10 protein-coding genes are annotated in these 12,525 nt (G+C 68.4%); 9 read left to right on the top strand and 1 reads right to left on the bottom strand.

The window, feature by feature from the left end:
* The first annotated feature begins 118 nt into the window (after positions 1 to 118).
* From ASE76_RS15415 to ASE76_RS15405, 3 genes are all read left to right on the top strand, one after another.
* A complete protein-coding gene (locus ASE76_RS15415; protein WP_055841271.1) occupies positions 119 to 538 on the top strand; it encodes a F0F1 ATP synthase subunit epsilon in 420 nt (139 codons plus the stop codon).
* Between the two features lie 339 nt (positions 539 to 877).
* Positions 878 to 1,936 carry a ligase-associated DNA damage response exonuclease gene (locus ASE76_RS15410; RefSeq protein ID WP_055841268.1) on the top strand — a complete coding sequence of 353 codons (1,059 nt, stop codon included), beginning with the start codon at positions 878 to 880 and terminating at the stop codon, positions 1,934 to 1,936.
* Positions 1,933 to 3,591 carry an ATP-dependent DNA ligase gene (locus ASE76_RS15405; RefSeq protein ID WP_055841266.1) on the top strand — a complete coding sequence of 553 codons (1,659 nt, stop codon included), beginning with the start codon at positions 1,933 to 1,935 and terminating at the stop codon, positions 3,589 to 3,591. Before ASE76_RS15410 ends, ASE76_RS15405 begins: the two co-directional genes overlap by 4 nt.
* A gap of 64 nt (positions 3,592 to 3,655) precedes the next feature.
* Here the strand turns inward: ASE76_RS15405 and ASE76_RS15400 are convergent, their stop codons facing one another.
* Positions 3,656 to 5,041, bottom strand: coding sequence for a hypothetical protein (locus ASE76_RS15400; RefSeq protein ID WP_156362806.1), 1,386 nt, complete (start codon positions 5,039 to 5,041; stop codon positions 3,656 to 3,658).
* A gap of 210 nt (positions 5,042 to 5,251) precedes the next feature.
* Between ASE76_RS15400 and ASE76_RS15395 the strand changes: the two genes are divergently transcribed.
* The 6 genes from ASE76_RS15395 (at position 5,252) to ASE76_RS15375 (ending at position 12,422) form a co-directional block, all read left to right on the top strand.
* Positions 5,252 to 8,185 carry a ligase-associated DNA damage response DEXH box helicase gene (locus tag ASE76_RS15395; RefSeq protein WP_055841259.1) on the top strand — a complete coding sequence of 978 codons (2,934 nt, stop codon included), beginning with the start codon at positions 5,252 to 5,254 and terminating at the stop codon, positions 8,183 to 8,185.
* 50 nt (positions 8,186 to 8,235) lie between these two features.
* Positions 8,236 to 8,943: a DUF1016 N-terminal domain-containing protein gene (locus ASE76_RS15390; RefSeq protein WP_201781874.1), complete on the top strand. Its 708-nt coding sequence runs from the start codon at positions 8,236 to 8,238 to the stop codon at positions 8,941 to 8,943.
* A complete protein-coding gene (locus ASE76_RS20985; protein ID WP_201781873.1) occupies positions 8,868 to 9,242 on the top strand; it encodes a PDDEXK nuclease domain-containing protein in 375 nt (124 codons plus the stop codon). The genes ASE76_RS15390 and ASE76_RS20985 overlap by 76 nt, the downstream gene beginning before the upstream one ends.
* Positions 9,243 to 9,376: 134 nt before the next feature.
* Positions 9,377 to 9,652: a DUF2164 domain-containing protein gene (locus ASE76_RS15385; RefSeq protein WP_055841256.1), complete on the top strand. Its 276-nt coding sequence runs from the start codon at positions 9,377 to 9,379 to the stop codon at positions 9,650 to 9,652.
* A gap of 104 nt (positions 9,653 to 9,756) precedes the next feature.
* Complete coding sequence (pdeM, locus tag ASE76_RS15380; protein WP_082448611.1) at positions 9,757 to 10,488, top strand: ligase-associated DNA damage response endonuclease PdeM; 732 nt, start codon at positions 9,757 to 9,759, stop codon at positions 10,486 to 10,488.
* A gap of 80 nt (positions 10,489 to 10,568) precedes the next feature.
* Positions 10,569 to 12,422, top strand: a complete 1,854-nt coding sequence (locus tag ASE76_RS15375) for a DEAD/DEAH box helicase (protein WP_201781872.1) — start codon at positions 10,569 to 10,571, stop codon at positions 12,420 to 12,422.
* Positions 12,423 to 12,525 lie beyond the last annotated feature (103 nt).

Here is a 12,525-nt window from a genome sequence, read left to right as displayed (position 1 = left end):
ACGGGCAGCCGGTGTCGTTGCCGTGCTCGCCGTACACCAGTACGGCTCCGCGCGGCGCCTCGCCGGCCCTCCCGTCTGCTTGCTTCCACCAGTTTTTTGTTAGCGAACAAGGATTCATATGGCCAACACCATTCATGTCGACGTCGTCAGCGCGGAAGAGTCGATCTTTTCCGGCGAGGCACGCTTCGTCGCCTTGCCGGGTGAAGCCGGCGAGCTGGGCGTGTATCCGCGCCATACGCCCCTGATCACCCGCATCAAGCCCGGCACGGTCCGCATCGAGACGGCCGACGGTGGCGAAGAGTTCGTTTTCGTGGCCGGCGGCATCCTGGAGATCCAGCCCGACTGCGTCACCGTGCTGTCCGATACCGCGGTGCGCGGCAAGGACCTGGACGAAGAAAAGGCCAACGCCGCCAAGGCAGCCGCCGAGGAAGCGCTGAAGAACGCCAAGACTGACCTGGACCTGGCCCGTGCGCAGTCCGAGCTGGCCGTCATGGCCGCCCAGATCGCGGCCCTGCGCCGGTACCGCCAGAAGCGCTGATCACGCATTCCGGCCCGACATAGAAAGACCGCCTTCGGGCGGTTTTTGCTTATGGGTGCCGTATTTGCACGATAAGAGTCGTGGCTTGTTCAGACGTAAAAGCCGCGCGCCTGTAATGGCTTGGGCCGACGGGTAATTTGTTGCAGAGCTGTGTCGCAGGCGTACTAACCTGCATGTCCCCCACAGTCCGCTACAGGAACCGTCCATGCCCCTGCCTTTCGCATTGCGCGACTTCGTCTGCCGCGTGGAACGATGCCGTGCGCACCGCAGCACGGCCTGGCGTGCACATGCTCGTATGTGGCGGTCTGTTTCCTTATTGGTCGCCTGACCCGCACCGGCATGGACCTCGTCGTCGCCCGCCCCGAAGGCCTGTACTGCCCGCCCGGCGATTTCTACATCGACCCCTGGAAGCCGGTGGAGCGGGCCGTCATCACCCACGCGCACTCGGACCATGCGCGCTGGGGCCATGCCCACTACCTGGCCCAGACCGACAGCGAGGGCACCCTGCGCACCCGGCTCGGCGCCGACATCAACCTGCAGACGCTGCCCTACGGCGAGGCGATCGAGCACCACGGCGTGAAGGTGTCGCTGCATCCGGCGGGCCATGTGCTCGGGTCGGCCCAGGTGCGGCTGGAGCACGGCGGCCGGGTTTGGGTGGCCTCGGGCGACTACAAGCTGGAGGACGACGGCACCTGCGCGCCCTTCGAGGCGGTGCGCTGCGACACCTTCATCACCGAATCGACCTTCGGCCTGCCGATCTACCGCTGGCCGACGCAGCCGGTGCTCTTCGCCGACATCGACGCCTGGTGGCGCGCCAACGCCGCGGCCGGCCGCGCCTCGGTGCTGCTCTGCTACAGCTTCGGCAAGGCCCAGCGGGTGCTGCACGGGGTCGACAGCAGCATCGGGCCGATCGTGGTGCACGGCGCGGTGGAGCCGCTCAACGCGGTCTACCGCGCGGCCGGCGTCGCGCTGCCGCACACCTACCGGGTGACCGACGAGGGCGTCGATGCCGCGATGCTCAAGACCGCGCTGGTGCTGGCACCGCCCTCGGCCCAGGGCTCGACCTGGCTGCGGCGCTTCGGCAACTACTCCGACGCCTTCGCCAGCGGATGGATGCAGTTGCGCGGCACCCGCCGCCGTCGGGGCGTCGACCGCGGCTTCGTCATGTCCGACCATGCCGACTGGCCCGGCCTGCAGCAGGCGATCGGCGCGACCGGGGCCGAGCGCGTCTTCGTCACCCACGGTAGCGTCGAGATCCTGGTGCGCTGGCTGACCGACAACGGCCTGGAGGCCCAGGGCTTCAAGACCGAATACGGCGACGAGGACGAAGCCGACGGCGACGCCACCGCCAAGCCCGCCACCGAACTCCCTGCCGAGCCGGTGCCCGCTGCCGCATGAAAGCCTTCGCCGCGCTCTACCGCGCCCTCGACGCCACCACCTCCAGCCTGGCCAAGCAGGCCGCCCTGCAGCAGTACCTGCTGCAGGCCACGCCGGCCGATGCCGCCTGGGCGGTGTACTTCCTGGCCGGCGGCAAGCCGCGCCAGCTGGTGCCCACCAAGCTGCTGCGCCAGCTGGCCCGCGAGGCGGCCGGCCTGCCCGAGTGGCTGTTCGACGAAAGCTACGACGCGGTGGGCGACCTGGCCGAGACCATCTCGCTGCTGCTGCCCCCGCCCGATGCCGAACACGACCTGGGCCTGGCCCACTGGGTCGAGCAGCACCTGCTGCCGCTGCGCAAGGCCGCGCCCGAGACGCTGGCCGACACCCTGCGTGCCCAGTGGCGGCAACTGGCGGTGGACGAGCGGCTGGTCTACTTCAAGCTGATGACCGGCAGCTTCCGCGTGGGCGTGTCGAAGCTGCAGGTCACCCAGGCCCTGGCCGCGGTGGGCGGCGTCGATCCGAAGCGCGTCGCGCAGCGGCTGATGGGCTACACCCATATCGCCGGACGCCCGGCGGCCGAGGACTACGCGCGCCTGATCGCCACCGAGAGCGAAGGCGAGCGCGACCAGCAGACCAGCGGCCAGCCTTATCCGTTCTTCCTGGCCCACCCGCTCGCCCTGCCGGTGGCCCAGTTCGACACCGCGGTCGGCCCGCCCGACCGCTGGCAGATCGAGTGGAAATGGGACGGCATCCGCGCCCAGCTGGTGCGGCGCGGCGGCCAGGCCTGGATCTGGTCGCGCGGCGAGGAGCTGGTGACCGACCGCTTTCCCGAACTGCAGGAGATGGCCGGCGTGCTGCCCGACGGCACGGTGCTCGACGGCGAGATCGTCGTCTGGCGGGCCGACCAGGTGCAGCCCTTCGCCGAGCTGCAGAAGCGCATCGGCCGCAAGACGCTCGGCCCCAAGCTGCTGCGCGAGCTGCCGGTGGTGCTGCTCGCCTACGACCTGCTGGAGGAGGGCGGCCGCGACCTGCGGGCGCTGCCGCAGCATGAGCGCCGCGCCCAGCTGGATGCGCTGCTGGCCACCTTCCGTCACCCCGCGCTGATCGCCAGCCCGCTGCTGCGCGGCGACAGCTGGGAGGCGCTGGCCACCGTCCGCGAACAGGCACGCGCCATGGGCGTCGAGGGCATGATGCTCAAGGCCCGCGACGCCGAGTACGGCGTGGGCCGTACCAAGGACGTCGGCACCTGGTGGAAGTGGAAGATCGACCCGCTCTCGATCGACGCGGTGCTGATCTACGCCCAGCGCGGCCATGGCCGCCGCGCCAGCCTCTACAGCGACTACACCTTCGCCGTCTGGGACGCGCCCGAGGAAGGCGGCACCGAGCGCCGGCTGGTGCCCTTTGCCAAGGCCTATTCGGGCCTGACCGACGCCGAGATGGCCCGGGTCGACGCGGTGATCCGCAAGACCACCATCGAGACCTTCGGCCCGGTGCGCAGCGTGAAGCCGACCCTGGTCTTCGAGCTGGGCTTCGAAGGCATCGCCCGCAGCAGCCGGCACAAGAGCGGCATCGCGGTGCGCTTCCCCCGGATGCTGCGCTGGCGCGAGGACAAGCCGGTGGAAGAGGCCGACTCCCTCGCCACCCTGGCCGCGCTGCTGCCGCACTCGGACCCATGATGCCGCCGCATTTCCCGCACCTGGACGGGGAACAGGGAAGGCCCTGCTCGACGGCAGCCCGGCGTCAGCGCGTTTCGTAGTAACGGCGCGCGAGCGCCGAATAGTCGCTTGTTGGCTGGCCGCTCAGGATCTGCCGCCTTGCAGATGTGTCAAATGCTTCCATGGCCTGCGTGGGGTATGTGCGGGCCGCGTGCACTGCATAGCCTGCTGTTCCGATGGCGAAGAAGGCGATTGCCAGGCGGCGTACATGGCGCGGCAACGGTGCCTCCAGCAAGCAGCGCCACCCCACGACGAGCACGATGGTGGCGAACGGCCAAGCCGCACAGCTACGCAGTGAGTGGGGTTGGCCTTCGTTGGTCAGGGCTGCGCCGGCCAGGGATGCGAGCCAGCCGGTGCATGCCACCACCAGCAGGAACCCCATTCGCACGGCATGCCGCTGGGGCTTCGATCGGCGCCCGATGAATGTCCTGATCGCTGCAGCCGCCAAGCCCAGGAGCGGCGGCAGGGAAGCCAGTCCCAGGAGGCCCTGGAACCCGGTACCGTGCCGCAGATTCGGATCCCCGGTAAGGAACAGAGTCGTGGGTGCGAGAAGTCGAAGCATGTTGGCGCCGAACGCCCGCGACCCCTCGGCGAGGCTTGCACCGTGGAAAACGCTCAGAAGCCGCGCCCGCACCAGCGCTTCGGGCTGCAGCATGAACTGCAGCAGTGGCACTGCCAGTGCCGAGCAGAACAATACGGTCGCAACAAGCTCGCCGATTCCAATACGTTTCTGGTGCCAAAACACCACATAGGCACCGAGGAACAGCAGAGGTGCGGTCACGCGCATCGGCGGGTACAGGTAGGCCAGCAGCAGCAGAAGCACTGGAAACAGGACCAGCGAAGCGCGCCGGCCGCAGTTCGATACCGGCGGCACCACGATGCGCGAGAACGCCCAGAAACCGCTCGCGACGACCAAGGGCACGAGCGCGGGATCCCAGGCCATGTTTCCCTGTATCCAGTTCCAGGGCAGCGCCAGGGCGGTCGCGGCCGACAGCCATGCTTCGCGCCGGCCGAACCAGCGCCGGATTCCGACGCCCAGAATCGCGATCGCCACGAAGGTAGACGCGAGCGAGAAAGCCCGGATGGCGACCTCGCTGGTGCCGAAGGCTGCCATCCAGGCCGCCAGCGGGTACAGGTAAAAAGCGGTGCTGAAGCCGCCGCCCAACGACGGCGAGTACAGCGGATGGGGCGTACCCCAGGCATCGTGTCCATGGTGTAGCAGCGCAATCGCATGCGCTGCACCAGCAGCTTCGTCCACATAGAAACCCGGGGGAGCAACCGTGATGAACACTGCGCGCGCAGCTACCAGCACAAGCACGGCAACGACCCATCCCGGATGCAGAGAGAAGCCTGGGAAACGACTTGAAGACGGCGTTTCGCCGCTGGCGAGATCCCACTGCTGCAGGCGCATCGAAACATCGAACTTTCTCCGTCTCGTTGACGGCAACATGGCCAGGACGGCGCGACCCGGATTCTAGGAGCCAGACGCAAAAGGAGCCCGACAGGCGCATTGGGTACGCCACGAGGATGCCGGACTCGCCGGCGCGTTTGGATACGCACCTGTTGCATGCCTGCGCTTCAATCCAGACGTATGTCTGCCGTTGGACTTTTCCGCCGCCCCATGCGCCGTCTGACGGCGCGACAGGCCATCGCCGACTGGTTCGCCCAGCGCGGCTGGACGCCGTTCCCCTTCCAGAAACAGGTCTGGAAGGCCATGGCCGACGGCCGCTCGGGCCTGCTGCACGCCACCACCGGCGCCGGCAAGACCTACGCCGTGTGGCTGGGCGCGTTGCAGGCCTTCGCCGACGCGATGCCTGCACACGAGGCTGCCGACGCCCATCCCACCCGCCGCCGCGCCCCCACCGGCGCGCCGCTCACCGTGCTCTGGCTCACGCCGATGCGGGCCCTGGCGGCCGACACGCTCTCGGCCCTGCAGGCCCCGCTCGACGCCCTGGCCGCGCAGCACGCCGGACTGGCCCGCTGGAGCGCCGGCGCCCGCACCGGCGACACCGCGGGCAGCGAGCGCAGCGCGCAGTCGCGCCGGCTGCCCACGGTGCTGGTCACCACGCCCGAGAGCCTGTCGCTGCTGATGGCCCGCGCCGATGCACAGGAGGTGCTGGGCACGGTGCAGCTGGTGGTGGCCGACGAGTGGCACGAACTGCTGGGCAACAAGCGCGGCGTGCAGGTACAGCTGGCGCTGGCCCGGCTGCAGGGCTGGAACCCGGCGCTGCGCATCTGGGGCATGTCGGCCACGCTCGGCAATTTGGACGAGGCGATGCGCACCCTGCTCGGCGCGCCCTTGCCAGGCACGCCCGAGCCGGCGCTGGTGCAGGGCAAGCTCGACAAGCGCCTGGTGATCGACACCCTGCTGCCCGACCATCCCGAGCGCTTCAGCTGGGCCGGCCACCTGGGCCTGCGCATGCTGCCGCAGGTGGTGCGGGCGCTGGAGGAGACCACCACCGCGCTGGTCTTCGTCAACGTGCGCTCGCAGGCCGAGCTTTGGTACAAGGCGATCCTCGATGCCCGGCCCGACTGGGCCGGCGCGCTGGCGATCCACCACGGCTCGCTCGACCGCAGCGTGCGCGAATGGGTCGAGGCGGGACTGAAGAACGGCAGTCTGCGCGCGGTGGTCTGCACCAGCAGCCTGGACCTGGGCGTGGATTTTCTGCCGGTCGAGCGGGTGCTGCAGATCGGATCGGCCAAGGGCATCGCCCGGCTGCTGCAGCGCGCCGGCCGCTCGGGCCATGCGCCGGGCCGGCCCTCGCGCATCACCCTGGTGCCGACGCACAGCCTGGAGCTGGTCGAGGCCGCGGCCGCCCGCGCCGCGGTGCAGGCCGGCCAGGTCGAGATGCGCACCACGCCGCGCCAGCCGGTCGACGTGCTGGTGCAGCACCTGGTCACCGTGGCGCTGGGCGGCGGCTTCGTGCCCGATGCGCTCTACGACGAAGTGCGCCGCACGGCGGCCTACGCCGGCCTGCCGCGCGACGTGTGGCAGTGGTGCCTGGACTTCATCACCCGGGGCGGCCCGTCGCTGCAGGCCTATCCCGACTACCACCGCGTCGTACCCGATGCCGAAGGCGTCTGGCGCGTACCCGACGCGCGGCTGGCGCGCCGCCACCGGGCCAACATCGGCACCATCGTCAGCGACGCGAGCATGGTGGTGCAGATCCAGCACGGCGCCCGGCTGGGCAGCATGGAAGAGAGCTTCCTCACCCGCCTCTCGCCCGGCGACTGCTTCATCTTCGCCGGCCGGGTGCTGGAGATGGTGAAGATCCAGGACATGACCGCGTGGGTCAAGCGCGCCGGCACCCAGCGCCCCACCGTGCCGCGCTGGGGCGGCTCGCGCATGCCGCTGTCCACCGTGCTGGCCGACTTCGTCGTGCGGCAGCTGGCGCTGGCCGACGACCACCATTTCGACGGCCCCGAGCTGAAGGCGGTCGCGCCGCTGCTGGAAGTGCAGCAGCGCTGGTCGGCCATCCCCACGCCCGGCACCCTGCTGGCCGAGACGCTGCGCACCCGCGAGGGCTGGCATCTGTTCGTCTACCCCTTCGCCGGCCGCCACGCCCACACCGGCCTGGCCAGCCTCTTCGCCTGGCGCGCCGCCCAGGGCGAGGCCGGCACCTTCTCGATCGCGGTGAACGACTACGGCCTGGAACTGCTGAGCGCCACCGAGCGCGACTGGGGCGCGCTGATGCCGGAGCTGCTGCGCACGGTGGCCGCGCCGGTGGTGCGCGATGCCCCGGTGCCGGCTGAACCGCGCACCGCCGCCGACACGCCCTCCCTGCCGACCCTGCGCGCCGAAGAAGCCCTGGCGATCCGCAACACCGCCAACGCCGCGCATGCCGAGGCGGCGGACGGGGCCGGCAACCTGCTGCCCGACCCGGCCCGCCACGCCCTGCTGCACGAGGTGCTCGCCAGCCTCAACGCGACCGAGATGGCCAAGCGCCGGTTTCGCGAGATCGCCCGCGTCTCGGGCCTGATCTTCCAGAGCCACCCCGGCGAGCGCCGCAGCGCGCGCCAGTTGCAGGCCTCGTCGCAACTCTTCTTCGAGGTGTTCAAGAAATACGACGCCGCCAACATGTTGCTGCGCCAGGCCGACGAAGAGGTGCTGAGCCAGGAGCTCGACGTCGCCCAGCTGCTCGCCAGCCTGCGCCGCATGCAGGGCCAGACCCTGGTCGTCAAGGCGCTGCAGCGGCCGAGCCCCTTCGGCTTCCCGCTGATGATCGAGCGCTTCCGCGAAAAGCTCACCAACGAGAACCTGGCCGACCGCATCGCCCGCATGCTGCAGCAGCTGGAGACCGCGGCCGACGCGCCCGCCGAGCCGCCCCGCAGGAAAAGCGAGGGCATCGTGCCGCCCGACCCGTCGCCCACCCCGCGCCGCCGCGCCGGCAAGGCCGCGCCGGTCGAGGCGCTGCCCGCCGATCCGGCGCTGCAGGAAGCGACGCAGGAAGTGCGGCGCATGCTGGATTTCTCGCTGACCTCGAAGGCCGAAGACCTGCCTGCCGGCCGGCCGCGCCGGGAGCGGAAGCCGTCGCGGCCGTTGCCGCGGTTGTAGTCAGGGGTTCGCTAGGATGGACGCCGCTCTTCGACGTTGCCTCCGCTGCTATGAACCTACCTCTCGATCCAGGATTTTCTGAAGTCGTCCAGATGATTGTGCAGGCCCGCCAACGGGCTATGCAGGCAGTCAACACCGCATTGGTCGATCTGTATTGGCAGATCGGAGCGTTGATCAGCCGCAAGATGCAGAGTGCGGAATGGGGCGACGGCGTCGTAGATCGCCTGGCTGCGCATATCGCCCAGACGCAACCGGGGCTGCGCGGATTTACGCGGCCCAACCTGTTTCGCATGCGTCAGTTCTACGAGGCGTACAGGCACGACGAGAAAGTCGCGGCACTGCCGAGACTTTTGCCTTGGACGCACAACCTGTTGATCCTCAGCCAGAGCAAGCGACCCGAAGAGCGCGAGTTCTACCTTCGGGCCGCCGCGCGGGAAAAGTGGTCCAGTCGCGAACTTGAGCGGCAGCTGAAGGCCGCTTTGTTCGAGCGATCGGTACTGAGTCCAGCAAAAGTCTCGTCGGTGGCGAGACAAATGCACGGCGAAGCACTGGGCGTGTTCAAGGACAGCTACCTCGTGGAATTCCTGTCGCTTCCGGCCGACCATAGCGAAGCCGATCTGCACAGGGGTCTGCTACTGCAACTCAGAAGGTTCCTGCAGAGCTGGGCCGTGATTTCTGTTTCGTGGGATCCGAATTTCCGGTCCAGGTCGGACAGCGGGATTTCGCACTCGACCTGCTGTTTTTCCACCGCGGCCTGAATTGCCTGGTGGCATTCGAACTGAAAGTGGGCCGGTTCGAACCCGAGTACCTGGGCAAGCTGTCTTTCTACCTGGAGGCGTTAGACCGGGACGTGAGAAAGCCGCACGAGAATCCGGCCATCGGCGTGCTGCTATGCGCCAGCAAGGATGACGAGGTGGTCGAGTACGCATTGAGTCGCAGTGCATCCCCTGCCTTGATTGCACAGTACCAAACCCAATTGCCCGACAAACAACTTCTTCAACACAAACTGCACGAGTTCTATCTTCAGAATACGCCCGCGACAAAACAAGACGACTGATCCGTGCCCATAAAGTCTCCCGGCACATTGCCTGGGTGCGTCAGCGCTGTTGCCATCAGGGCGACCTACCCATGCCAACGCCGAGCGGAGGTGCCGCCGCCGCCGCGTGACACACCGTAAGAAGTGGATTCACCATGCCCATCGATCTGCCCAAAGACCAGCGCCAGCAGGCGCTCGCCTCGATCGAGCGCTATTTCCATGAAGAGCGCGACGAGCGCATCGGCAACATCGCATCGGCCGCGCTGCTGAACTTCTTCATCGAGGAGATCGGCCCGGCGGTCTACAACCAGGCCGTGGCCGACGTGCAGGAGCGTATCCAGCAGCGCGTGGCCGACATCGACATCGAAGTGCACGAGGAGCCGTTCGGCTACTGGCAGAAGCGCACGCCGCCGGCCGGCCGCAAGCGCTGACGGCGCGCCGGACCGGGGCTGCGCGGCAGGCGCCGCTGCGCCCCGTCGCTGGACAAAACCCCAGCCCGGCAAAGGCCTGGCCGTGCTGGCCTAATGCCGCCTGCATGTCGTTATCGCCCGTCTTCTCCCGCCCGCCCGCCACCGGCTGCGCCGCATCGCCCACCGGGGCGCTGCCGGTCGTGCTGGCGAGCGAAGCCGTCGTGCTGCTGCCCGACAGCGCCCTCTGGTGGCCCGCCGGCCGCACCCTGTTCATCGCCGACCTGCACCTGGGCAAGGCCGCCACCTTCCGGGCGCGCGGGCTGCCGGTGCCGGGCGGCACCACGCAGGAGAACCTGCACCGCCTGTCGCGCCTCGTCGCGGCGCACGGCGCCGAGCGGCTGGTGATCCTGGGCGATTTCTTGCACGCCGCCGAATCGCAGACGCCCGGCGTGCTGGCCGCCCTGCGGGCCTGGCGCGCGCTGCACGCCACGCTGGAGATCGTGCTGGTCCGCGGCAACCACGACAGCCATGCCGGCGACCTGCCCGCCTCGCTGGGCATCGCGATCGTCAACGAGCCGCACCTGCTCGGCCCTTTCGCCTGCTGCCACCATCCGCAGCGCCACCCCACCCACACCGTGCTGGCCGGCCACGTGCACCCGGCCCTGCAGCTGCGCGGCCCGGGCCGCGACGCACTGCGCCTGCCGTGCTTCAGTGTGGAGCCGGGGCTGGTGGTGCTGCCGGCGTTCGGCGAGTTCACCGGCACTTTTGCGCTGCAGCCGGTGGCGGGGCGGGCGCTGTATGCGGTGGGGGGCGGACGGGTGTGGGCAGTGCCGGCAGCAAGTCCGGTCGCGGGCTAAAGATTACATCGGGGCAAAAGTAGACGCCGCGGCAGGGGCATGCTACATATGGATGCATTCCTAAGGAGTGGCATCCACGCATGGCAACCTTGATTCCCGCCATCGGCAGCTGTGCCGGGCGCATGACCCCCGGCGAACGGCGGCTGGCCGAGCGGCTGGAGCAGAAGCTGGAAGACGACTACCTGCTCTGGTGGGACGTGCCCATCGGCCCCAAGCAGACGCGGCCGGATTTCGTGGTGCTGCACCCGCGCCGCGGCGCGCTGGTGCTGGAGGTGAAGGATTGGCGCCTGGAGACGATCCGCAGCGCCACGCGCGAGCGTTTCGAGATCATCCCCGACGGTCAGCCCAAGGTCGTCATGAGCCCGCTGCAGCAGGCGCGGCACTGCGCCATCCAGGTGGTCAACGCACTGGAGCGCGACCCGCAGCTGGTCGAAGGCAGCGGCCCTTTCCAGGGCAAGCTGGCGTTCCCGTGGGGCCACGGCGTGGTGTTCACCAACATCACCCGCAAGCAGTTCGAATCCGCGGGCCTGCACGAGGCCATTCCCTCGCACCTGGTGATCTGCAAGGACGAGATGGTCGAAGGCGTCGATGCCGAAGCCTTCCAGGAGCGGCTGTGGGCCATGTACCCGCACACCTTCGGCAATTACAACAACAAAGGCAAAGGCGCCATCACGCTGCCGCAGCTCGACCGGGTACGCTGGATCATGTTCCCCGAGGTGCGGGTGCACACCCAGGGCGCCCTGTTCGACGACGGAGATGCAGACGCCGAACTGCCCAGCATCATGCGGGTGATGGACCTGCAGCAGGAGCAGCTGGCCCGCAGCCTGGGCGACGGCCACCGCGTGATCCACGGCGTGGCCGGCTCGGGCAAGACCATGATCCTGGGTTACCGCGCCGAATACCTGGCCAAGGCCAGCACGCCCACCAGCAAACCCATCCTCATCCTGTGCTTCAACGAGCCGCTGGGTATCCAGTTGGCTGCCATGATCGACGCCAAAGGCTTGGCCGACCGGGTGCATGTGCGGCACTTCCATAGCTGGTGCCACCGGCAGCTCTCTGCCTACGGCCAGGCCCTGCCGCCGCAGGGTCGCGGCTTCTACGCCGGCTTGGTCGACCATGTGATCCGCGCGGTGGAGCGCAGCCAGATCCCCGGCGGCCAGTACAAGGCCGTGCTGATCGACGAGGGCCACGACTTCGCGCCCGAATGGCTCAAGCTGGTCACGCAGATGGTCGACCCGGCCACCAACAGCCTGCTGGTGCTGTACGACGATGCGCAGAGCATTTACGAACGTGCGCGTAGCAAGCAGTTCAGCTTCAAAAGCGTGGGCATCCAGGCCCAAGGCCGCACCACCATCCTGAAGATCAACTACCGCAACACGCGGCAAATCTTGCACACCGCCAGCCTGGTGGCGGCCGACCTGTTGACGGCGGACGACCAGGACGACGACGGCATCCCGCTGGTCAAACCCATCAGCTGCGGCCGCGACGGGCAGGCCCCGGTCATCCTCCAACTGCCCACCTTGCGCGAAGAAGCCGCGGCAATAGCCGACCACCTGGCCAGCGCCCACCAGGAAGGCTTTGCCTGGGGCGATATGGCCGTGCTGTGCGCCGACTGGAAAACCATGGACCTGTGCGCCAGCGCCCTGGCCCACCGCAAGCTGCCGCACCGCGTGCGCAAGAAGAGTGGCGAATACCGGCCCGGCGCGGACGCAATTCAGGTGATGACCATGAAGGTCAGCAAAGGGCTGGAGTTTCCGGTGGTGGCGCTGCCCGGCGTGGGGCACATGCCGGCGGAGGGGGAGCATGAGAAGGAGGCTGCGCGGGTGTTTTATGTGGCCGCGACTCGGGCCACGCAGAGGTTGGTGATGGGGGTGAGTGGGGGCAGTGAAATTGGCATGAAGGTACATACCTCGGATCACACGATGCGAGCATGAGACGCAACCACTTCACCCATTCGCTGGGACTTTGACAAATATGGATGTTCCAAGGTAGGTGACAAATTAAAGCCAACTTGCAACAGGCAATATTAGGCAAAAC

This window comes from Xylophilus sp. Leaf220 (genome assembly GCF_001421705.1).
GTDB lineage: Bacteria > Pseudomonadota > Gammaproteobacteria > Burkholderiales > Burkholderiaceae_C > Xylophilus.
Note: the sequence above shows the minus strand (reverse complement) of the source record. Positions and strands in the feature narration are given on the sequence as shown.

Excerpts from the sequence above, each read along its gene's own strand:
- ASE76_RS15415 (WP_055841271.1), top strand. The coding sequence starts at position 119 with ATGGCCAACACCATTCATGTCGACGTCGTCAGCGCGGAAGAGTCGATC.
- ASE76_RS15385 (WP_055841256.1), top strand. The coding sequence starts at position 9,377 with ATGCCCATCGATCTGCCCAAAGACCAGCGCCAGCAGGCGCTCGCCTCG.
- ASE76_RS15375 (WP_201781872.1), top strand. The coding sequence starts at position 10,569 with ATGGCAACCTTGATTCCCGCCATCGGCAGCTGTGCCGGGCGCATGACC.
- ASE76_RS15400 (WP_156362806.1), bottom strand. The coding sequence starts at position 5,041 with ATGCGCCTGCAGCAGTGGGATCTCGCCAGCGGCGAAACGCCGTCTTCA.
- ASE76_RS15395 (WP_055841259.1), top strand. The coding sequence starts at position 5,252 with ATGCGCCGTCTGACGGCGCGACAGGCCATCGCCGACTGGTTCGCCCAG.
- ASE76_RS15410 (WP_055841268.1), top strand. The coding sequence starts at position 878 with ATGGACCTCGTCGTCGCCCGCCCCGAAGGCCTGTACTGCCCGCCCGGC.
- ASE76_RS15390 (WP_201781874.1), top strand. The coding sequence starts at position 8,236 with ATGAACCTACCTCTCGATCCAGGATTTTCTGAAGTCGTCCAGATGATT.
- pdeM (WP_082448611.1), top strand. The coding sequence starts at position 9,757 with ATGTCGTTATCGCCCGTCTTCTCCCGCCCGCCCGCCACCGGCTGCGCC.
- ASE76_RS15405 (WP_055841266.1), top strand. The coding sequence starts at position 1,933 with ATGAAAGCCTTCGCCGCGCTCTACCGCGCCCTCGACGCCACCACCTCC.